This is a genomic window from Saccharopolyspora sp. NFXS83 (genome assembly GCF_026241095.1).
Classification (GTDB): Bacteria; Actinomycetota; Actinomycetes; order Mycobacteriales; family Pseudonocardiaceae; genus Saccharopolyspora_C.
On sequence record NZ_JAPFGB010000017.1, the window covers coordinates 92,462 to 113,598 of the forward strand.

Annotated in this window: 19 protein-coding genes; 16 read left to right on the top strand and 3 right to left on the bottom strand. The window is 72.8% G+C overall.

Features of this window, described 5'->3' with window-relative positions:
• Positions 1–11: 11 nt before the first annotated feature.
• The 5 genes from ggt to OOZ19_RS19410 all read left to right on the top strand — a co-directional run bounded on the left by ggt (position 12) and on the right by OOZ19_RS19410 (position 5,426).
• Positions 12–1,799: a gamma-glutamyltransferase gene (gene ggt / locus OOZ19_RS19390; RefSeq protein ID WP_266091539.1), complete on the top strand. Its 1,788-nt coding sequence runs from the start codon at positions 12–14 to the stop codon at positions 1,797–1,799.
• A gap of 271 nt (positions 1,800–2,070) precedes the next feature.
• Positions 2,071–2,616, top strand: a complete 546-nt coding sequence (gene def, locus OOZ19_RS19395; RefSeq protein WP_266091540.1) for a peptide deformylase — start codon at positions 2,071–2,073, stop codon at positions 2,614–2,616.
• 2 nt (positions 2,617–2,618) lie between these two features.
• Positions 2,619–3,545, top strand: coding sequence for a methionyl-tRNA formyltransferase (gene fmt, locus OOZ19_RS19400; protein ID WP_266091541.1), 927 nt, complete (start codon positions 2,619–2,621; stop codon positions 3,543–3,545).
• A complete protein-coding gene (locus OOZ19_RS19405; RefSeq protein ID WP_266091542.1) occupies positions 3,542–4,966 on the top strand; it encodes an RsmB/NOP family class I SAM-dependent RNA methyltransferase in 1,425 nt (474 codons plus the stop codon). Before fmt ends, OOZ19_RS19405 begins: the two co-directional genes overlap by 4 nt.
• Before the next feature lie 7 nt (positions 4,967–4,973).
• A complete protein-coding gene (locus OOZ19_RS19410) occupies positions 4,974–5,426 on the top strand; it encodes a nucleoside deaminase (RefSeq protein ID WP_416309465.1) in 453 nt (150 codons plus the stop codon).
• Between the two features lie 3 nt (positions 5,427–5,429).
• Here OOZ19_RS19410 and OOZ19_RS19415 read toward each other — a convergent pair whose 3' ends face one another.
• Positions 5,430–6,146, bottom strand: a complete 717-nt coding sequence (locus tag OOZ19_RS19415) for a zf-HC2 domain-containing protein (RefSeq protein WP_266091544.1) — start codon at positions 6,144–6,146, stop codon at positions 5,430–5,432.
• Between the two features lie 64 nt (positions 6,147–6,210).
• Here OOZ19_RS19415 and OOZ19_RS19420 point away from each other — a divergent pair, with 64 nt between their 5' ends.
• The 9 genes from OOZ19_RS19420 (at position 6,211) to OOZ19_RS19460 (ending at position 13,980) form a co-directional block, all read left to right on the top strand.
• Complete coding sequence (locus OOZ19_RS19420) at positions 6,211–6,771, top strand: sigma-70 family RNA polymerase sigma factor (RefSeq protein WP_266091545.1); 561 nt, start codon at positions 6,211–6,213, stop codon at positions 6,769–6,771.
• Between the two features lie 258 nt (positions 6,772–7,029).
• Positions 7,030–7,443: an OsmC family protein gene (locus tag OOZ19_RS19425; protein ID WP_266091546.1), complete on the top strand. Its 414-nt coding sequence runs from the start codon at positions 7,030–7,032 to the stop codon at positions 7,441–7,443.
• A 112-nt stretch (positions 7,444–7,555) separates the two neighbouring features.
• Complete coding sequence (locus OOZ19_RS19430) at positions 7,556–8,971, top strand: amino acid permease (protein WP_266091547.1); 1,416 nt, start codon at positions 7,556–7,558, stop codon at positions 8,969–8,971.
• Between the two features lie 115 nt (positions 8,972–9,086).
• Positions 9,087–9,752 (top strand): ribulose-phosphate 3-epimerase, encoded by a 666-nt coding sequence (rpe, locus tag OOZ19_RS19435; protein ID WP_266091579.1) that lies wholly within the window; start codon positions 9,087–9,089, stop codon positions 9,750–9,752.
• A gap of 38 nt (positions 9,753–9,790) precedes the next feature.
• Entirely contained in the window at positions 9,791–10,786 is a 996-nt protein-coding gene (ribD, locus tag OOZ19_RS19440) for a bifunctional diaminohydroxyphosphoribosylaminopyrimidine deaminase/5-amino-6-(5-phosphoribosylamino)uracil reductase RibD (RefSeq protein WP_266091580.1), read from the top strand.
• Positions 10,787–10,797: 11 nt separating this feature from the next.
• Positions 10,798–11,409 carry a riboflavin synthase gene (locus tag OOZ19_RS19445; RefSeq protein WP_266091548.1) on the top strand — a complete coding sequence of 204 codons (612 nt, stop codon included), beginning with the start codon at positions 10,798–10,800 and terminating at the stop codon, positions 11,407–11,409.
• Between the two features lie 143 nt (positions 11,410–11,552).
• Complete coding sequence (locus tag OOZ19_RS19450; protein ID WP_266091549.1) at positions 11,553–12,842, top strand: bifunctional 3,4-dihydroxy-2-butanone-4-phosphate synthase/GTP cyclohydrolase II; 1,290 nt, start codon at positions 11,553–11,555, stop codon at positions 12,840–12,842.
• The gene (gene ribH / locus OOZ19_RS19455; RefSeq protein ID WP_266091550.1) at positions 12,839–13,315 is read left to right on the top strand and encodes a 6,7-dimethyl-8-ribityllumazine synthase; all 477 of its coding nucleotides are present in this window, start codon (positions 12,839–12,841) and stop codon (positions 13,313–13,315) included. Before OOZ19_RS19450 ends, ribH begins: the two co-directional genes overlap by 4 nt.
• Positions 13,316–13,410: 95 nt before the next feature.
• Positions 13,411–13,980: a PH domain-containing protein gene (locus OOZ19_RS19460; RefSeq protein ID WP_323055155.1), complete on the top strand. Its 570-nt coding sequence runs from the start codon at positions 13,411–13,413 to the stop codon at positions 13,978–13,980.
• 156 nt (positions 13,981–14,136) lie between these two features.
• On the opposite strand, the gene OOZ19_RS19465 is transcribed toward OOZ19_RS19460, so the two are convergent.
• Together OOZ19_RS19465 and OOZ19_RS19470 are read right to left on the bottom strand one after the other, a co-directional pair.
• Complete coding sequence (locus OOZ19_RS19465) at positions 14,137–14,397, bottom strand: GlsB/YeaQ/YmgE family stress response membrane protein (protein WP_184478201.1); 261 nt, start codon at positions 14,395–14,397, stop codon at positions 14,137–14,139.
• Positions 14,398–14,555: 158 nt separating this feature from the next.
• Complete coding sequence (locus OOZ19_RS19470; protein ID WP_266091551.1) at positions 14,556–15,752, bottom strand: MFS transporter; 1,197 nt, start codon at positions 15,750–15,752, stop codon at positions 14,556–14,558.
• A gap of 311 nt (positions 15,753–16,063) precedes the next feature.
• Between OOZ19_RS19470 and OOZ19_RS19475 the strand changes: the two genes are divergently transcribed.
• Positions 16,064–17,086, top strand: a complete 1,023-nt coding sequence (locus OOZ19_RS19475) for a beta/alpha barrel domain-containing protein (RefSeq protein ID WP_266091552.1) — start codon at positions 16,064–16,066, stop codon at positions 17,084–17,086.
• A 91-nt stretch (positions 17,087–17,177) separates the two neighbouring features.
• Entirely contained in the window at positions 17,178–21,056 is a 3,879-nt protein-coding gene (locus OOZ19_RS19480; protein ID WP_266091553.1) for an AAA family ATPase, read from the top strand.
• The last annotated feature ends 81 nt before the right edge of the window (positions 21,057–21,137 follow it).

Below are 21,137 nucleotides of genomic sequence, written 5' to 3' on the forward strand. Positions count from 1 at the left end.
GGAGGCGCGCGATGGTGGGAGCAAGGCCCGTTCGGATCACGCTCGCGGCGGTGACCTCGTGCGCGTTGATCACCCCGATGGCGCAGGCGGCGCCGCAGCCGCCGAAGAGCGCCGAGGCCGTCGGCTACGGGGGCGCGGTCTCCAGCGTCGACCCGGACGCCACCCGCGCGGGCATCGAAGTGCTGCGCCGCGGCGGGACCGCCGCCGACGCCGCCGTCGCGGTGGCCGCCGCGCTCGGCGTCACCGAGCCCTACTCCGCCGGCATCGGGGGTGGTGGCTACTTCGTGCACTACGACGCCGACACCGGCGAGGTCTCCACCATCGACGGGCGGGAGACCGCTCCCGCCGCCGCGCACCCGGAGATGTTCCTGGAGGACGGCGAGCGCATCCCCAGCGCGGAGGCGATCACCAGCGGTCTCGGCGTCGGCGTCCCCGGCACCCCCGCGACCTGGCAGGAGGCGCTGCGCGAGTGGGGCCGCCAGGACCTCGGCGACGTGCTGCGCCCCGCCGAGCGGCTGGCCCGCGACGGCTTCGTCGTCGACGACACCTTCCGCGAGCAGACCGCCGACAACCAGGAGCGCTTCGCCGCGTTCCCCGCCACCCGCGACCTGTTCCTGCCCGGCGGGCAGCCGCCGGCCACGGGCACCGTGTTCCGCAACCCCGACCTCGCCGAGACCTACCGCACGTTCGCGGAGGAGGGCTTCGACCCGCTGTACCGGGGCGAGATCGGCGCGGACGTCGTCGAGACCGTGCGCAACCCGCCGGTCGACCCGGCCGCGGGACGCACCGTGCGCCCCGGCGGCATGACCGAGGCCGACCTGCGCGACTACCGCACCGCCGAGCCCGCTCCCACGCACGTCGAGTACCGGGGCCTCGACGTGTACGGGATGGCGCCGTCGTCCTCCGGTGGCACCACCGTCGGCGAAGCGCTCAACATCCTGGAGCGCACCGACCTCGGCGACCTGGACGAGGCGCAGTACCTGCACCGGTTCCTGGAAGCGAGCAAGATCGGCTTCGCGGACCGCAACCGCTGGGTCGGCGACCCCGCGTTCGGCGACGTGCCCACCGAGGAGCTCACCGGCCAGGAGTTCGCCGACTCCCGCGCCTGCCTGATCACGCCGGACGCGGTGCTGCCCGCCCCGGTAGCGGCGGGCGACCCGCGCGACCCCGCGCCGTGCGCGCCGCAGGAGCCCGCGCGCGGCGGCGTGCCCTACGAGGGGCCGAACACCACGCACCTCACCGTCGCCGACGCCGACGGTGACGTCGTGTCCTACACGCTGACGATCGAGCAGACCGGTGGCAGCGGCATCACCGTGCCCGGCCGCGGGTTCCTGCTCAACAACGAGCTCACCGACTTCTCGTTCGAGCCCACCACTCCCGGCGAGCCCGATCCGAACCTGCCCGGCCCCGGCAAGCGACCGCGCAGCTCGATCAGCCCGACGATCGTGCTCCAGGACGGGCGACCGCTGCTCGCGGCGGGCAGCCCCGGCGGGTCCACGATCATCACCACCGTGCTCCAGGTGCTCACCGGCAGGCTGGACCGCGGACTGTCCCTCGTGGACGCCATCGCGGAACCGCGCGCTTCGCAGCGGAACTCGGCGGCCACCGAGGCAGAACCGGGATTCCTCGCGAGGCCCGAAGCCGGCAAGCTGCGCGCCCTCGGCCACGAGCTCGCCCCGAGCGAGGAGATCGGCGCCGCCACCGGCGTGGAACGACTGCCCGACGGCCGCTGGATCGCCGCAGCCGAGCGAGACCGCCGCGGCGGCGGCTCGGCAGCGGTCGTGTCCCCGTCCCCGTGAGAGCAGTCGATCTTCATCTCGCCGGCGGCGAAGCCGCTGAGCAGTGACCACCCGAGGGCGGTGACCACCCGCGGGTTCTCGGTGGTCTTCTCGCGAGGGTGGCGATCGTGCGCGCGGCGGGGCCGCTCGGAAAGTGATCCCGCGGCGAGAAGACCGCTGAGGTTCCGCCACCCGCTCCACCGCGCAGATCAATGTGAAGGGCCCCCTCGCGCCGGGTAGGCGGCGACTAGACTCGGCGGGTCAGCCTGCCGAGCCCGACCCGGGAGCCCGCGTGACCGTCCAGCCCGTCCGACTCTTCGGCGACCCCGTCCTGCGGACGCGCGCCGACGAGGTCGTGGACTTCGACAAGGAATTGCACACCCTGGTCCGCGACCTGTGGGACACGATGCACCAGCAGGGCGGCGCCGGGCTGGCCGCGCCGCAGCTGGGCGTGGGGCTGCGCGTGTTCACCTACCGCTGCGACGGGTTCGAAGGCCACCTGATCAACCCGGGCTGGGAGGTCGTCGGCGAGCAGATGCAGGACGGCCCCGAGGGCTGCCTGTCCATCCCCGGCATGACCTGGGACTGCCTGCGCCACCAGCACGTCGTGGCCCGCGGCTGGAACATGCACGGCGACCCCGTCGAGGTCGAGGGCACCGATCTGCTGGCGCGGTGCATCCAGCACGAGACCGACCACCTCGACGGCGTGCTGTTCGTGGACCGGCTCGACGCGGAGACCCGCAAGTCCGCGCTGCGCGAGATCCGCCAGGCCGACTGGTTCGACGGCCAGGTCCCCGTGGTGAAGGAAAGCCCGCATCCGTTCTTCGGGAAGCGCTGATCATGCGGCTCGTCTTCGCCGGGACCCCGGCGCCCGCCGTGCCCTCGTTGCAGGCGCTCATCGACTCCGAGCGGCACGAGGTCGCGGCCGTGATCACCCGGCCGGACGCGCGCGCCGGACGTGGCCGCAAGGTGCTGCGCTCACCGGTCGGCGAGCTCGCCGACGAGCACGGCATCGAGGTCCTCACGCCGCCGCGCGCCACCGACCCGGACTTCCTGGCGCGGCTGGACGAACTCGCCCCGGACTGCTGCCCGGTGGTGGCCTACGGGGCGCTGCTGCGGCAGCGGGCGCTCGACGTTCCCCGGCACGGCTGGGTCAACCTGCACTTCTCGCTGCTGCCCGCGTGGCGCGGCGCGGCGCCGGTGCAGTCCGCGATCCGGCACGGCGACGAGATCACCGGCGCGTCCACGTTCCACCTGGTGCCGGAGCTCGACGCCGGACCGGTCTACGGCGTGGTCACCGAGGACGTGCGGGACACCGACACCTCGGGCGACCTGCTGGACCGGCTGGCGATCTCCGGGGCGAAGCTGGTGGTCGCCACGCTCGACGGCATCGAGGACGGCACGCTGCAGCCGCAGCCGCAGCCCGCCGAGGGCGTCAGCTACGCGCCGAAGGTCACCCCGGAGGACGCCAAGGCGGACTTCACCGCGCCCGCGCTCGCCGTGGACCGGCTGATCCGCTCGGTGACGCCCGATCCCGGCGCCTGGGCGTGGTTGCGCGAGGAGCGGTTCAAGCTCGGTCCGGTGACGCGCACCGAGGAGACCGGCCTCGCCCCCGGCGAGATCAGCGTGCAGCGCCGCCGGGTGCTGGTCGGCACCGCCACCGAGGCGGTCGCGCTGGGCGAAGTGCAGGCGCAGGGCAAGAAACGCATGGCGGCCACGGATTGGGCGCGCGGAACCCGCATCGAGCAAGGAGAACGTCTGCAGTGAACGACCACCGTCCCCGCCGCCCGTCCCGGCCTGGCGGCAGCCGCCCGCCGCAGCGCGGCAAGACTCCCGCCCGGCCGCCCGAGCAGGACCCGGCGCGGATGGCGGCGCTGGAAACGCTGCGCGCGGTGCGCGAGCGCGACGCCTACGCGAACCTGACGCTGCCGGGCCTGCTGCGCAAGCGCAAGCTCGACGGCAGGGACGCGGGGCTGGCCACCGAGCTCGCCTACGGCACCTGCCGCGCCACCGGCCTGCTCGACGCGGTGATCGCCGACTGCAGCGGGCGCGACGTGTCCGAAGTGGACCCGACCACGCTGGACGTGCTGCGGATGGGCGTGTACCAGTTGCTGCGCACCAGGATTCCGGACCACGCCGCCGTCGCGTCCACCGTGGACATCGTGCGCGGGGAGGCGGGGTCGAAGCTCGCCGGGTTCGCGAACGCGGTCATGCGCCGCGCCAGCGAACGCGACGAGCAGGAGTGGGTCGAGCGCCTCGCGCCCGCCCGCGACACCGACCCGGTCGGGCACCTCGCGCTGCGCCACGCGCACCCGCGCTGGGTGGCGCAGGCGTTCGCCGACGCGCTCGGCGACACCGGCGGCGGCCTCGCCGCCGCGCTCGCCGCCGACGACGCGCGGCCCGCGGTGCACCTCGCCGCGCGGCCCGGCGAGATCAGCAACGAGGAGCTCGCCGCCATCACCGGTGGCGACGAAGCGCCGTACTCGCCCTACGGCGTGCACCTGGAGGCGGGCGCCGGCGACCCCGGTGACCTGGAACCGGTGCGCGAAGGGTTCGCCGCCGTGCAGGACGAGGGCAGCCAGCTCGCCGCCCTCGCCCTCACCAAGCCCGAGGTGACCGGCTCCGACACCCGCTGGCTGGACCTGTGCGCGGGCCCCGGTGGCAAGGCCGGGCTGCTCGGCGCGCTGGTCACGCTCGACGGCGGCACGCTCGACGCCGTCGAGCAGTCCGAGCACCGCGCGGAACTCATCCGCAAGGTCACCCGCGACCTCGCCGTCACCGTGCACGTCGCCGACGGCCGGGAACCCGGCCTCGAACCCGGCTACGACCGGGTGCTCGTCGACGCGCCCTGCACCGGGCTCGGCGCGCTGCGCCGCCGCCCGGAGGCCCGCTGGCGGCGGCAGCCCTCGGACGTGGCGGAACTGGCGAAGTTGCAGCGCTCGCTGCTGCTGTCGGCCGTCGGGCTCACCCGCTCCGGCGGTGTCGTCGCCTACGTCGTGTGCTCGCCGCACCTGTCGGAGACCGACGGCGTCATCTCCGACGTGGTGCGCCGCAGCGGCGCGGAACTGCTCGACGCGCGCGAGGCGTTCCCCGGCGTCCCCGACCTCGGCGACGGCCCCACGGTCCAGCTCTGGCCCCACCTCCACGGCACGGACGCGATGTTCTGCGCCTTGCTGCGGGTTCCCTGAGCCCGTGGTGGAAGGGGAGCACCGGCGGTGGCTGGAGGTCGCCGCGGCGGAGGCCCGGGCGGGTGCCGTTGAAGGCGGGATTCCGATCGGGGCCGCGCTCATCGGAGCGGACGGTTCGGTGCTCGGGAGGGGGCGCAACCGGCGGGTCCAGGACGACGACCCGTCGGTGCACGGGGAGACCGCCGCGTTCCGCGCCGCGGGCAGGCAGCGCGGTTACGCGGACACCACGATGGTCACCACCCTGTCGCCCTGCTGGTACTGCAGCGGACTCGTGCGGCAGTTCGGCATCGGCACCGTCGTGATCGGCGAGGCCCGCAACTTCCACGGCGGGCACGACTGGCTCGCCGAACACGGGGTGCGGATCGTGCTGCTCGACGACCCCGAGTGCGCCCGCATGATGTCGGAGTTCATCACCGCGCACCCGCGCCTGTGGCACGAGGACATCGGCGAAGCGGACTGATCCTCACGCCGCCCGGCGGTACGCCGTGGGGCGCAGGTGCGGCGGCGCCTGGTCGGGGGCGAGTTCCGGTGCCGAGCCGTCGCCCGCCGTGCCGGAGCCGCCGTCGTGGCCCGCGTCCGCCGGGGCCGGGCCGCCACCGCCGCGCCGGTGCACCGCGAACAGCAGGCCCAGGCCCACCAGCAGCAGGGCGTGCGAGGCGACCCGTTCGACGGTCGCGGCGCCGACGATCAGGTCGTGCACCGAGAAGCCGGCGAGCGCGGCCACGAACGCGCTCAGCACCGGCAGCACGCCACCCGCGGTGCGGTCCCGCCACGACGCCCACAGCATTCCGACGCCCAGCGCGAGGTTCCAGGCGGTGCTCTCGTTGAACAGGTGCTCGGTCATCCCGCTGTGCCCCGCGTGCCCGTGCAGCCCGACCACTCCCACCATCTGGGCCAGCGCGAGCAGGATCTGGGCGGTCGCGGCGACCGCCAGCGCCCCGCGCAGCACGCCGCGCACCCGGTCCCGGCGCGGCACCCGCGCCAGCACCGCCCCCGCGAGGTCCGGAGTCGGTGCGACCAGCCGAACCCGCAGGTGGCGCGTCAGCTCGCCCGCCTCGGCCTGGAAGGCCCGGCAGGCCGCGCACGTCTCCAGGTGGGCGTCGACCTCGGCTTCGGGGAACTCCGGCGGCTCCCCGTCCAGCATGGCCGACACCGAGTTCCGGCAACTTTCACAGTTCACGGTCAGATTGTCGGCCGAGCAGGGGGAGGAGTTCCCGGCGGGGTTTCGACTACTCTCAGGCCCCGTGACGCACTCGGAGGCCGAAGACACTCGTGTGACCGAGCTCGCGCTGGCCGCCGGGAAAGGTGATCGACGCGCCCTGGAGGAGTTCGTCCGGGCCACCCAGCGAGACGTGTGGCGGTTCCTCGCCCACCTCGCCGGCGTGCCCGCCGCCGACGACCTGGCCCAGGAGACGTACCTGCGCGCGATGCGGGCGGTGCGCACGTTCCGCGGCACCGCCACCGCGCGGACCTGGCTGCTGTCCATCGCGCGCCGCGTCGTCGTCGACCAGATCCGCTCCGAACGCGCCCGGCCGCGCACCGTCGCCGCCGACTGGGTGCGGGCCGCGGAGAGCGGTGGCCGCGCGGGCCGCGGCTTCGAAGAACTCGTCGAGGTGAACGTGCTGCTCGACGCCCTCGCCCCGGACCGGCGGGAAGCCCTCGTGCTCACCCAGGTCCTCGGCCTGTCCTACCAGGAGGCCGCGGAGGTCAGCGGCTGCGAGCTGGGCACGGTCCGCTCCCGAGTGGCCCGAGCCCGCGAAGACCTCCTCGCCCGCAGCCGCGGCCAGGACACCGGCACCGGCTGACATCTTGCCGTTGGCGAAGCCCGCGACCGACGAGTGAAGCCCGCCCAACGGCCGAAGGCCGTTCCCGCCGATCGCGGGAGCGCTTCAGCCCGCGCACGCAGGCCGATCACCGGCGGGTTCTCGGCGCCCTCTCGCGAGGACCGCGATTTCCCTCGTGGCGGAGCCGTTCGGGAGAGTGATCCGGCAACGAGAACAACGCAGAAGTTCCGCCACCCGACCACCGAGCCCGCTCACCCCTGGCGAGAGAAGAGGACGAACATGGCTGGTACTCCGGTAGAAGTGCACCGCACCGGCGAGCACACCTTCACCGCGAGCAACGGGCGCGGTGGTGAGGTGGCGATCGGCGGCGACGGTGCCCCCGACTCGTTCACGCCGGGCGAGCTGCTGCTGGCGGCGATCGCCGGGTGCTCCGCGGTCACCAGCGAGAACCTGCTGGTGCGCCGCGCCGGGCAGGACGCGGACATCGTGGTGCACGCCGACCGGGACAAGACGGCGGAGGACCCGAACAAGTTCTCCGAGGTGCGGGTGCGGTTCGACGTGGACCTGGGCGCCGTCGAAGGGGTGGATCGGGCGAAGCTGCTCGACGCGGTGGAACGCGCCATCGAGCGGTACTGCACCGTGAGCCGCTCCGTGGCGGAGGGCACCCCGATCACTCTCGAACTGCCCCGCTGATCCCGGCCGCCGCTCGATTCGGGCGGATGCGCACGAGACTGTCGCAACTCTCCTGATACCGGCGCCGTATTGTGCTGTGCGCGCGAACGCGTGCACAGCGAGGAGGCGTCGAGTGGATCAGGCGGGCGGAACCGGACCGGGGGGCTCACCGAGCGGTGGCGGACTGCGGCGCGACCTCAGCGGCCGTCAGGTCGGCATGATCGCGATCGGCGGTGCGATCGGCACCGGGCTGTTCCTCGGCTCCGGGCTCGCCATCAACATCGCGGGCCCTGCCGTGATCATCGCCTACGCGGTGGCCGCGTTCGCCGCGCTCGCGCTGGCCTACGCGCTGGCCGAGATGGTCGTGGTGCATCCGGAAGCGGGCGGCTTCGGCCCCATCGCGCAGCGCTACCTCGGTGGCCTCGCCGGGTTCGTGCAGCGCTGGATCTACTGGGCCGCGCAGGTCGTCAACATCGGCAGCGAGGTCGTCGCCGCCGGGCTCTACGTGCAGTTCTGGTACCCGCAGCTGCCGCTGTGGCTGCCCGTCGTGGTGTTCTCCGTGGTGATGTTGGCGATCAACGCCTCGGCGGTGAAGTACTTCGGCGAGTTCGAGTACTGGTTCGCGCTGATCAAGGTCGTCACCATCGTCGTGTTCGTGCTGCTGGGCATCACCTACATCGTGTTCGGCCTGCCCGGCCGCCCCGCCACGGGTGTGGGCGCGCTGACCGAGCACGGCGGGTTCCTGCCCAACGGCATCGGCGCGGTGTGGCTGGCGCTGACCGTCGTCACCTTCTCCTACCTCGGCACCGAGGCCGTCGCCGTCACCGCCTCCGAATCCCGCGACCCGCGCCGCGACGTGCCGCGCGCCGCGCGGAACATGGTGCTGCGGCTCGGCTTGTTCTACGTGCTCGGCATGCTGGTGGTCGTCTCGATCCTGCCGTGGAACCAGGTCTCCACCGAGGAGGACGTGACGGAGAGCCCGTTCGTCGCCCTGTTCGCCACCGCGGGAATCCCGGCCGCCGCCGGGATCATGAACTTCGTCGTGCTCACGGCCGCGCTGTCGGCGATGAACACGAACCTCTACGTCACCGCTCGGATGACGTACTCGCTGGCCGTCGACGGCTATGCGCCGAAGTGGTTCGCGGGGCTGAGCCCGAACGGGGCGCCCCGGCGGGCGCTGCTGCTGTCGGCCGGAGGGCTGGTGCTGGCGGCGGGCATCTCGGTGTCCGCGGAGTCCACGGCGTTCCCGCTGCTGCTGGGGTTGGCGCTGTTCGGCGCGCTGATCACCTGGCTGATCATCTTCGCGAGCCACCTCGCGTTCCGGCGCCACCGCGCCGCGCACGACCTGCCCGCCTCGCCGGTGCGGCTGCCGGGGGCGCCGGTGACGACGCTGCTGGCGATGCTGTTCGTGGCGGCCGTGCTGCTCACGACCCCGTTCACCGAGCAGTTCAACACCGCGTGGAAGGCCGGAGTGCCGTTCCTGCTGGTGCTCTGCCTGGCCTACTACCTCCTGCGCCGCCGCGCGGCCCGCACCGACGCCTCCGGCTGAGGAGAGCTCCAGTGCGTTCGGTGGTAAGAACGTCCGAGGTCGGAGTGGCTCCGGCGGGTGGTGGGCTGCGGTTGCGGGCGTGAGATTTACACTCCCGCATGTGTCGAACCAGCCGATGATCGCGCCCTCCATCCTGTCCGCGGACTTCGCCCGCCTCGCCGCCGAGCTCGACGCCGTCAAGGGCGCCGACTGGGTGCACGTGGACGTGATGGACGCGCACTTCGTGCCGAACCTGACCTTGGGGCTCCCGGTGGTGGAGTCGCTGCTCAAGGTCACGGACATCCCGCTGGACTGCCACCTCATGATCGAGGACCCGGACCGCTGGGCGATCGGCTACGCCGAGGCGGGCGCGCACAACGTCACCGTGCACGCCGAAGCCGCGCACGACCCGATCAAGGTGGCCAAGGACCTGCGCGCCGCCGGCGCCAAGGCAGGCCTGTCGATCAAGCCGGGCACGCCGTTCGACCAGTACGTCGAGGTGCTCAAGCACTACGACACGCTGCTGGTGATGTCGGTGGAGCCCGGTTTCGGCGGCCAGAAGTTCATCACCGAGGTGCTGGAGAAGGCCCGCGCCGCGCGGAACCTGGTCGACACCGGGCACCTGAACCTGATCGTGGAGATCGACGGCGGCATCAACACCGCCACCATCGAGCAGGCCGCCGAAGCCGGTGTCGACTGCTTCGTGGCGGGCTCCGCGGTCTACGGGGCCGAGGACCCGGCGCGCGCCATCGAAGCGCTGCGCTCCCAGGCCGCCCCGAACTTCGCGCACGCCCGGCAGTGACCGGACCGGGCTCCGCGCCGGACCCGGTGCGCACCGCGATGCTCACCGCGCTCGCCGCGAGCGAGCGGGTGCGCGGCACCACGAGCCCGAACCCGCCAGTGGGCTGCGTGGTGCTCGACGCGGCGGGCGACGTCGCCGGAACGGGAGCCACCCAGCCCCCGGGCGGCCCGCACGCCGAGGTGATGGCGCTGGCCGCGGCGGGGGAACGCGCTCGCGGCGGCACCGCCGTGGTGACCCTCGAACCCTGCACGCACACCGGCCGCACCCCGCCGTGCACCTCGGCGCTGCTGGCCGCCGGGGTGGCCCGCGTGGTGCACGCGGTGTCCGACCCCAACCCGAAGGCCGCGGGCGGCGCGGAAGTCCTGCGCGCGGCCGGGATCCAGGTCGAGTCGGGACTGCTCGGAGACCAGGTCGCGCGCGGCCCGCTGCGGGCGTGGCTGCACTTCGCGCGGACCGGCCGTCCGCACGTGACCTGGAAGTACGCCGCCAGCTTGGACGGCCGATCGGCCGCCGCCGACGGCAGCAGCAAGTGGATCAGCTCCGCGACCTCCCGAGCAGAGGTGCACGAACTGCGCGGCCGGGTCGACGCGATCGTCGCCGGGACCGGCACCGTGCTCGCCGACGACCCGCAGCTCACCGCCCGGGAGGCCGACGGTGGCCCGCGCCCGCGCCAGCCGTTGCGCGTCGTCGTCGGCGACCGCCCCGTCCCGGACGGCGCGCGGGTGCTCGACGACTCGGCGGCCACGATCGCCCTGCCCGGCGGCGACCCGGTCGCGGTGCTCGACGAGCTCGCGCGACGCGGCGTGGTGGACGTGCTGCTGGAAGGCGGACCGACGCTGGCCGGGGCGTTCGTCGCTGCCGAACGCGTCGACCGGGTCCTGGCCTACCTCGCGCCCGCGCTGCTGGGCTCGGGGCCGGCCGCGCTCGGCGACGCCGGGGTGGCGAGTGTCTCGCAGGCATGGTGGTGGGACATCGAAGAGACCACGATGAGCGGACCGGACGTGCGCGTCAGCGCCGTGCCGGCTCGTCGCTGAGGAGGAGACCCATGTTCACCGGGATCGTCGAGGAACTCGGCACGGTCGTGTCCGTCGAGGACACCGGCGACGGGGTGCGGCTGGCAGTGGACGGCCCGCTGGTGACCTCCGACGCGAAGCGCGGTGACTCGATCGCGGTGAACGGCGTGTGCCTGACCGTGGTGGAGTCCGGCGGTGGCCGGTTCACCGTGGACGTCGTCCAGGAGACGGTGCGCCGCAGCGCGATCAGGAACGTCGGCGCCGGGGACCGGGTGAACCTGGAGCGCGCGATGGCGCTCGGCGACCGGCTCGGCGGGCACATCGTGCAGGGCCACGTGGACGGCACCGCGGTGCTGCGCGGCTCGGACGGTGACCTCACCCGCTTCGAACTGCCCGCGGAGCTGTCGCACTACCTGGTGGAGAAGGGCTCGATCACGGTCGACGGGATTTCGCTGACCGTGGTGGACGCGGGACCCACCGAGTTCAGCGTCGCCCTGATTCCCACCACTCGGGAACTCACCACTTTGGGGGTGCGCCAGCCGGGTGAAGAGGTCAACATCGAGGTGGACGTGCTGGCCAAGCACCTGGAACGGCTCGCCGCCGCGCAGCTCGATCAGTTCCGCGCCGGAGCATCCGGGTCCTGACCCACGGCGATCTCGCCCGAGCGGACCACCAGCATCCGGGCGGCGAGAGGACAATGACGGTGCCGGGCACGTTCCCGGCAGGCCGAACCGAGGGCCGGCGTTCCAGTCGCGCCGCCGCCCCAGAGCGAGAGAGACCGGACACGGTGAGCAACAGGTTCGACGACATCGAGCGCGCCCTGGCCGACATTGCGGCGGGCCGCCCGGTGATCGTGGTCGATGACGAGGATCGCGAGAACGAAGGCGATCTGATCTTCGCCGCCGAGAAGGCGACGCCGGAACTCGTGGCGTTCATGGTGCGCTACACCTCCGGGTACCTCTGCGTCGGCATGACCGGCGAGGACTGCGACCGGCTGGACCTACCGCCGATGTACCACTCCAACCAGGACCGCAAGGGCACCGCCTACACGGTCGCGGTGGACGCCGCGGAAGGCGTCACCACCGGCATCTCCGCCAGCGACCGCGCGCGCACCCTGCAGGTGCTGGCCAGAGCCGAGTCGCAGTCCGAGGACCTGCACCGGCCGGGCCACGTGGTGCCGCTGCGCGCCCGCGACGGCGGGGTGCTGCGCAGGCCGGGCCACACCGAGGCGAGCGTCGACCTGTCCCGGCTCGCCGGGCTGCGGCCGGTGGGCGCGCTGTGCGAGATCGTCAGCCAGAAGTCCGAGGGCGACATGGCGCGCCGCGACGAGCTGGAGGTCTTCGCCGACGAGCACGACCTGCGGCTGATCACGATCGCCGACCTCATCGCCTACCGCAGGCGGTTCGAGAAGCAGGTGGAGCGCGTCGCGGAGGCCCGCATCCCCACCGCGCACGGCACCTTCCGCACCTTCGGCTACGACAGCACGCTCGACGGCATCGAACACCTGGCGCTGGTCTACGGCGAGATCGGCGACGGCGAGGACGTGCTGGTGCGGGTGCACTCGGAGTGCCTCACCGGTGACGTGCTCGGCTCGCTGCGCTGCGACTGCGGGCCGCAGCTGGCGGCGGCGATGGAGAAGGTCGCCGAAGAGGGCCGCGGCGTCGTGCTCTACATGCGCGGGCACGAGGGCCGGGGCATCGGCCTGATCCACAAGCTGCAGGCCTACCAGTTGCAGGACGACGGCGCCGACACCGTGGACGCCAACGTCGCGCTGGGCATGCCGGTGGACAGCCGCGACTACGGCCAGGGCGCGCAGATCCTCTGCGACCTCGGCGTGAAGTCGATGCGGCTGCTGACGAACAACCCGGAGAAGCGGATCGGGCTGGAGGGCTACGGGCTCAAGGTCGTGGGCCGGGAGTCGCTGCCGATCCGCCCGAATCCGGAGAACCTGCGCTACCTGCGCACCAAGCGGGATCGAATGGGGCACGAGTTGAACCACCTCGACGACGGCGAGGACTCGTCCATCACGGGCGAGGGCGACGAGACGGGCTTCGGCCAGCCCGGAGTCACCGCATGAGCGGCGAGGGCAGGCCCCGCGTCGAGGTACCGCGGGCGGACGGGCTGAAGCTGGCCATCGCGGGCATCCGCTGGCACGAGAACCTCACCGACCGGATGCTCGAGCGGGCGCTGGCCGCCGCCGAGGAGGCCGGGATCACCGATCCGACCGTGGTGCGGGTGCCGGGCTCCATCGAGCTCCCCGTGGTGTGCCAGGAGCTGGCGCGCGGGCACGACGCGGTGGTGGCGCTGGGCGTGGTGATCCGGGGCGGGACCCCGCACTTCGAGTACGTGTGCGACTCCGTCACCAGCGGGTTGACCCGGGTGGCCCTGGACGAGTCGACGGCCGTGGGCAACGGCCTGCTCACCTGCGACACCGATCAGCAGGCCAGGGACCGCGCCGGGTTCCCCGAGTCGGTCGAGGACAAGGGCTTCGAAGCGACCGCGGCGGCCCTGGAGACGGCTCTGGTGCTGCGCGACCTGCGTTCGCGCTGACGCCGCCTCCGCGGGCGGGCTCCCGCCCCGCCGTCCGGGACGGCGAGCGTGAGGGCTGCCGACGGCTCCTCTGCGAGGACGGGCAAACTGGACACATGCAGTCAGGCGAGGCGCGCGAGGAACCGGCCGGTGCGGAACCGGCGGACGCGGCGGACACAGCGGCAGGAAGCGTGACGACGGTGGACGAACGGCCCGAGGGCGCGGCCCGCACCTTGACGGTGCGGCCGGTCAAGATCCGCCGGGTGGCGATCCCGGTGGCGATCGTGCTGGTGGTGGTGTTCGTCGTGGTCGCGGTGCTGCTGCGCAACACCCCGACGGGCGTGTACTTCCGGATCTCCGACCAGGTGGCGATGGCGGGGCTCGGCGTGCTGCTGGCCTGCGGCGCCCTGCTGCTGACCCGGCCGCGGCTGCGCGCGGACCTGGACGGGATCGAAGTGCGCAACATCATCAACACCCAGCACTACTCGTGGGACGAGGTGCAGGCGATCAGCTTCCCCGACGGCGCGGCATGGGCGCGGCTGGAACTGCCCCAGGACGAGTACGCCTCGGTCATGGCCGTCCAGTCCACCGACGGGGCGCACGCCGTGCAGGCCATGCGCGACCTGCGGGACCTGCGTCGCGCGGTCGACGCCCGGCGGGACGCGGACGGTTCCGCCGCGGAGTGACGCAGCGGTCCGGTGGACCCCCGCAAGCGGGTCCTCGACCTTCGCCGTCTCGGTGGCGAGGCCGTCGAGCGGCTACGCGGTTCACCGCGAAGATCCCCGAACGAACGGTGCCCGGAAGCCGAGGGCTTCCGGGCACCGTCGTGTCGGGTCTTGAGGTCAGGACCGCGACTTGTTGAAGACCAGGCGGTAGGCGATCAGCAGGATGAGCGAGCCGATCACTGCCCACACGAAGCTCATCAGGCTGAAGTCGTTCACACCGGCGCCGCCGAACTTGCTGCTCAGCCAGCCGCCGAGCAGGCCACCGACGATGCCGATGAGGATCGTGACGATGATTCCGCCCGGGTCCTTGCCGGGCAGGATGAACTTCGCGATCGCGCCCGCGATCAGGCCGAAGATGATCCAGCTGAGGATGCCCACAGCGTCTCCTTCCGATTAGCGCGCCGAACTCCGGCGCGCTCAGCACAACGCCCGCTCATCGGACTACCCGCGGCGACGTCGATCAACCAATGATCCCCGCCGGTCGCGTTCATCCGATCAAGCGTCCCGGAGGCTACGCCGTTACCCCGAGTGCGTGATCACGCCCGTCCGGACGCCGGTTCGCCGGCGGGCCGCGGGCGCACCGCGTTCGCCGCGACCGCGACCAGCAGCGCCAGCGCGGCGGGCACCGCCAGTCCCACCGACAGGCCGAAGCCCTGCGCGAGCAGGCCGATGAACACCGGGCCCGCGAGCAGACCGCCGTAGGACAACGTGCTGACCTGCGCCAAGTCCCGTCCGCTGCGGGCCGGGTCGCGGTGTCCGGCGGCGCTGAAGATCTGCGGCACGATGCACGAGAGCCCGACGCCGAACAGCGCGAACCCGGCCAGCGCCGCCACCGGGTGGTGCAGCAGCAGCGCCACCCCGAGCCCGGTGCCCGCGATCACGCCGCAGACCCGGACCAGCGGCACCGGTCCGAACCGCCGCACCAGGCCGTCGCCGAGGAACCGGAACAGCCCCATCGTGGCGGAGAACACGGCGTAGCCCAGCGCCGCGAACGCGAGGCTCGAACCGAGCTCGTCGTGCAGGTACACCGAGGACCAGTCGGCCATCGACCCCTCGCCGACCGAGCAGAAGAACCCGAGCACGCCGAGGAACACGATCGCCATCGGGATGCCGCGGGCGCGCGCGCCCGACTCGGCGGGCGGCGCCGGCTCAGGCGGCAGCAGCGCGGCCCGCGCGACCAGGGACAGCGCCACCAGGCCCACCCCGGTGAGCGCGAAGTGCACGGCGGGGCTGAGGCCGAGCTGGGCGGCCAGCGCGCCCGATCCGGCGCCGAGCAGGCCGCCGAGGCTGAACGTGGCGTGGAAGGTGCTCATGATCGGCCGCCGGTAGCGCTGCTCGACGCGCACCGCGTGCGAGTTCATCGCCACGTCGATCGTCCCGTGCGCGGCGCCGAACACCAGCAGGCCCGCGACCAGCGTCGGGAGACCTCCCGCGAGCCCCGGCGTCACCCCGGACAGGGCGACCAGCACCCCGGCGGGCGGCATCACGCGGGCACTGCCGAACCGGTCGGTGAGGTGTCCGCAGACCTGCATGGCCAGCACCGATCCGGCGGCGACCGCGAACAGCGCCAGCGTCACCCCGGCGTCGTCGAGACCCAGGTCCCGCTTGATGGTGGGGATGCGCGCCGTCCAGGACGCCAGTGCGAAGCCGCTCACCACGAAGTACGCGGTCACCGCCCAGCGCGCGCGCCGCAAGGTCGCGTCCGGCTCGACCGGGGTAGTCGTCTCGGGCACCGGTTGTCCTCTCCTGTCCGCCTGGTGGCGCTCGTCGGCCCGCGGTTCCCGCGCTCGCCGTGGATTCCCGCCTCGCCGCACATCCCACACAGCGCCACGGCCGGGCGAGGAACGCGGGTGGACGTCCGGCTCGGACCGAGTCGTCCGCCTGTTCGACTCCAACTGATCACCGCGGCACCGCGCCTGTGAAGGGGACGAACGGGTGAGGGACAATGGTGGCGGCATCGAGCGCCGGAGATCCCGGCACGCGCACCGAGACCGGCGGGCACCGGAGGCGGCGGTGCGGCCGGGCGGCGATGGAGGAGGAGACCGTGAGCGTGGCCCAGGAGCGAAATCTTCGGGTGGTGCGGGACGAACCCCGTGCGCCCGCCGTCCGGCTCGGTGACGTCCACCTGCGCAACCGGCTGGTCACCTCGTCCAGCCTGCTGGGCTACGGCGTCGCGAACGCGAGCCTGGTGCCCTACGGCATGAGCCCGATCTCGAAGTTCGTGCCGCTGGACCGGTTCGGCGCGATCACCACCCGCACCGTCACCGTCGAGCCGCGCGAGGGCCACTTCACCACCCAGGACGTGTGGCCGCTGCACGAGCTCCCGGCGCTGCTCAAGCGCTACGGCGAGGCGCTGCGGCAGGTCGACGGCGGCTGGTTGAACGCGTTCGGCTGGTGCAACGTCGGCATCGACGCCTACCTGCGCGACTACTACCCGCGCACCCGCCGCCAGAACACGATCATCTCGGTGGGCGGGTTCTCCCCCGAGGAGTTCGTCACGCTCGTCGACAAGGTCAACAAGGCGGTGCCCGCCGGGGACATCGCGGCCGTCGAGTTCAACGTGTCCTGCCACAACGTGAACTTCGACTTCAACGCCATCATCGAGCAGGTGCTGGCGCAGGCGGTGCCGCGCAGCAACCACCCGGTGATCCTCAAGCTCTCCTCGGACTACGACTACATCGGCCACGCCAAGCTCGCCGCCAAGCACGGGGTGTCCGCGCTGACCGCGATCAACACGGTCAAGGGCCTGCGGCTGGACCCGAACACCGGGCAGCCGCTGCTGAAGAACGGTTTCGGCGGGCTCTCCGGGCGGGCGATCAAGCCGATCGGGCTGCGCGTGGTGAAGGAGCTGCGCGACTCCGGCTCGAAGCTGCCGATCATCGCCACCGGCGGCATCCGCAGCTTCGACGACTGCCGCGAGTACTTCTGGGCGGGCGCCGACGCCGTGAGCATGGGCAGCGCCAGCTGGTTCGCCAGCTACCCCGGCTACGCGCTCTCCCCGGTGCACGCCGCCCGGATCCGCAGCGTCCTGCGCCGCATCGAGCACTACCGCCCGCCGAACGGCTGATCGGGTGGTCCCTCCCCGAAATCCGGGGATGGCGGGCCCGCTGCACCGCTAACTTCCGTGGTTCGACGTCGTCGGATCGGGGAGGTGCCGGATGGCGGGTCTGGACGACGACGTGGGTCTCGTCGGCCGGGAGACCACGGCCGAGCTGATCGACCACTTGGTGCTGCACGTGCGGGACCGGCCGATGCCGATCGTGGTGCTGCACGGCGCGGGCGGTGTCGGCAAGACCGCCGTGATCGAGCACGTGGAACGGCGCTACGACAAGGCCGTGCCGATGGCGCGCGTCGACTTCGACGAACCCCGCTCCAAGAGCACCTGGGACGTGCTGGAGGCGGTGTACCGGCAGCTCGGCGCCGAATCGCACCGCGAATTCGGCAGGCTCGTGCTGCCGCGCTACGAACTCGCCCGCACCGTCCACGCCACGCTGCGCTCGCCGGAGCACGGACCGGTCGCCGAGGGCGAAGCCGAGCGCGGCGAACCGGCCGAGGTCGCGACCTCCGCGCAGCGCCGCCGCCAGGTCCGGGAACAGCTCGCACGACGGCTCGCCAGCGTGGAGCTGATGACCGACGTGGTGGGGGAGGCCGGTGACTCGGCCCCGGCGCCGGTCGCGGGCCTGCTGCTGCGGATGGCGCGCCCGGTCCTGCACCGGCTCACCGCGATCGGGGTGGGGGCGCCGCGCTGGGCGCGGTGGTTGCTCGCCGGGCCGCGCAGCGCCGCCGCGCTGAGCTGGTTCGAGGCCGCGGCGGCCGAGCCGCAGCACTTCGAGGGGATCAGCGACCGGGTCCGCATCGACGACGTGGTGCTGCACATCCAGGGCCGGTTCGAGTCCTCCGACGCTCGCGCGGCCGAATCCGCCGACAAGTGGCACCGGCTCGCGCTGGCGGCGCTGCTGGCCGATCTGCGCGCCGCCTACCTGCGCAGGCGTACGCGCACGGTGAACTGCGTGCTGCTGCTCGACGACGCGGACCTGCTCTCCCCGGACAAGGCGGAGCGGGTGGCGCTGAGCACGCCGCCCACCGAGCCGGGCGGGGACCCGGACTTCCTGGACCTGCTCGCGGAGGCGATGCGGGCCGACCCGCGGATTCCGCTGCTGGTGGTGGCGACCAAGCAATCCGGTGCCCCGGCGGGCGCGGCCGTGGAGCCCGCCGCACCGGGAACCGACCCGGAGCGGACGTGGCGGCGCCGGTACGACGAGTGGGCGGAGCAATTCCGCGGTGACGGGCCGCGGACGCCCGAACTTCCCGTTCAGCTGACGAACTTCGGTCTGGAGGACACCCGCCGGTTCTTCATCGAACGCAGCCGCAGCGAAGAGGCCACCGTGCTCAGCGAGCGGTACGTGCGCGAACTGCACTGCGCCACGCACGGCCACCCGCTGGCGCTGACGCTGGTCAGCGACCGGATCGACTGGAGCTTCCGCCGGGACCGCCGGGTTCCGTCGGCGCGTTCCACCCTGGGCATGCGGGTCCCGCCTGGCTTGCGCGGCGCGGACCTGGAGGACACCGTCCGCGGCTACCTGCTGATGCGGATGCTGCACCGCTTCAGGACGAACGCGCCGTCGGAGGACGAGGACGTGGACGACGGGGTGCGCGACCGCACGGTCACCCTGTTCGCCAAGCTGGCCGCGCCGCTGCTGCTCGACGAGCCGGTGGTGCGGTTGCTCGCCGGTGACCGCGGTTCCGGCGGCGTGCGGCAGATCACCGAGGCGCTGGACATCCTGAGCTTCGTGCGACCGGGACCGGTGGAACCGGGCGGGAACCGGACCTGGACCCTCGATCCGCTGCTGCGCGACCTCCTGGTGCGGGAGCTGCTCGACAGATCCGACCACTCCTACGAGCAGGTCCACCGGGACCTGGCCGAGCACTACGAATCGATCGAGCGGCACGACCCGGCGGCCTACCTGCGCGCCCAGTACCACCGGCTCGCGCTCGGGGAGGTCGGCCGCGTCGCCAAAGTGCTGGCCAACCGCGCCGGCAGCGGTGACGTGAGCTGGCAGCGCGACTTGGCCCGAGTGCTGGCGTGGGCGCCGGTCGCGGTGTTCCGGCGGCCGTACCAGGTGCGCGACCTGGTGCAGCGCGCCTGGTCGCCGGTGGCGCGCGGCGAGAGCGCCGAGGCCATCGCGGACCTGCTGCGGGCCGTGCAGGCGCTGTGCTCCTGCACGGTCGTGGGGCCGTGGGACGACAAGGCGTTCGCGGAGGTCGCCCGCGCGCAGCGGGAAGCTCCCGGCACGGTGGGCGTCGACCTGGGGAAGTGGAACTCCGCGTTCGCGCGGCTGCGCCCGCTGAACTCGCAGGACGAACGGGGACTGCCGGACAGCTCGGCGGCGAACCGCAAGTTCGGCTACCCGGTGGTGTGGCCGCGGCGGGGCACGATCCCGCGGTTCACCGCGGTCGCGCTGGTGCTGGCGCTCGTCGGCTACGGCTCCGCATTCGCCGTGCATTCGGTGTGGGACTGCGACGAGGACGGCAGCCCGTGGGACGTGGCCGGGATCGGCCGCTCCGCCCTCCGCGATCCGCTGCGGCTGACGAAGGCGGGTACCCAGTGCATCGGCGTGACCGACCGCCCCAGCTCGTTCACCGCGGCGGCCGAGGAACCGTCCGCGGCCACCGAGGAGATCGCCGCGCTGACGGCCGAAGCCGTGGCCGAGAACGGCAGGGTCGCTCGCGAGAAGGACCCGCACCGCCGCCGGCCGCTGGTCAAGATCGTCGTGGCGACCATGCTCAGCAGCACCCAGGAGGGCGAGCGCCGGGAACTTGCCGTCGGCGTCAACGAATTGCGCGGGGCGGTGCTCGCGCAGCGGGAGTGGAACGGCGGGGAGCTGGTCGACAAGCACACCCCGGACGTGAAGGTGCAGTTGCTGTTCGCCAATCTCGGTGGCAGCTCCGAGCACGCCTTCGACGTGGCCGGTGCCGTGCGCGCGCTGGCGAAGCGGGACCCGTCGATCGTGGCGGTCACCGGGCTCGGGCAGAGCCGCACCACCACGGTCGACGCGGTCGAGCGGCTGGGCGCTCCGCCAGACGACGCGGGTGCGCCGGTGCCGATGATCGCCTCCGCGGCCTCGGGCACCGCGTTGACCGGCAAGCCCTGGTTCTTCCGGATCGCCGCGACCAATCAGCGGCAGGCCGAGGTCGCGGTGCGGTACGGCTCCGAGGAGTTCCCGGATCGCGCGGTGCACGTGCTCAGAGATGACGACGACGCCTACAGCGAAGATCTCTCCACGTGGCAGATCAACGAGCTCGTGGCTCGCAAGAAGTGGCCCGACATCAAGAGGTTCACCCCGTCGTCGGACTCGCTGAGCACCAGGATCGAGGAGATCTGCGGGCAGGACCGGCCGTTGATCTACTACAGCGGTCGCGCCAACGACTTCCCGGTGATGCTGAACAAGCTCAAGGACGTCGACTGCGCTGAGCGCGCCGTGGTGATCGCCGGGGACGACCTCACCCAGTTCGCCAACGGGGAATGGGAGGACGCGAATTCGGTCCCCGGTGGTTATCCGCCGGAACGGCTGTTCTTCACCAGTCTCGGCCCGAGCGCCCCGGCGCCGGGCGATCCGGGGTGGGCGCAGGGGCTGTGCGATGGGCCGGAGCCGATCCGAGGTCACCAGCGGTGCCGCTTCTTCGTGAGCTACGAGCGGCTCGAAGCGGAGCCGAGCCCCCACATCGCGGGCACCGGCCCGAACGGGCACGTGCTCGTCGCCTACGACGCGGTGCACCTGGCGCTGCGGTCGGCGGAGCGGGCGCAGGGGGCCGAGGGCGCCGCTGTGCCGTCGCGCCGCGGTGTGCTGGAAGAACTGCGCGGCACCAGCGGCTCGGAGGCGTTCGCGGGAACGGCCGGGCTGGTCGATTTCGGCGTGCCGTCGCCGGGACGTGGTGGGGCCGACCCGCAGCGGAAGCTGATCGTGGTGCAGAGCATCGACATCGCCGGGGACGAGGTGGCCGGTGCCGAGGTGGTCGACCACGACGGGCAGCCGTGAACCGCCCGAAAACGGTGATCTTGGGAAATGCCGATCGGATGAATGATCTCGACACGAACGGGTTGAAGATCGTTGACTTTG

Coding starts and splice junctions, on each gene's coding strand:
- ggt (WP_266091539.1), top strand. CDS start 12: ATGGTGGGAGCAAGGCCCGTTCGGATCACGCTCGCGGCGGTGACCTCG.
- fmt (WP_266091541.1), top strand. CDS start 2,619: ATGCGGCTCGTCTTCGCCGGGACCCCGGCGCCCGCCGTGCCCTCGTTG.
- OOZ19_RS19425 (WP_266091546.1), top strand. CDS start 7,030: ATGGCTGGTACTCCGGTAGAAGTGCACCGCACCGGCGAGCACACCTTC.
- rpe (WP_266091579.1), top strand. CDS start 9,087: ATGATCGCGCCCTCCATCCTGTCCGCGGACTTCGCCCGCCTCGCCGCC.
- ribD (WP_266091580.1), top strand. CDS start 9,791: ATGCTCACCGCGCTCGCCGCGAGCGAGCGGGTGCGCGGCACCACGAGC.
- OOZ19_RS19445 (WP_266091548.1), top strand. CDS start 10,798: ATGTTCACCGGGATCGTCGAGGAACTCGGCACGGTCGTGTCCGTCGAG.
- ribH (WP_266091550.1), top strand. CDS start 12,839: ATGAGCGGCGAGGGCAGGCCCCGCGTCGAGGTACCGCGGGCGGACGGG.
- OOZ19_RS19460 (WP_323055155.1), top strand. CDS start 13,411: ATGCAGTCAGGCGAGGCGCGCGAGGAACCGGCCGGTGCGGAACCGGCG.
- OOZ19_RS19480 (WP_266091553.1), top strand. CDS start 17,178: ATGGCGGGTCTGGACGACGACGTGGGTCTCGTCGGCCGGGAGACCACG.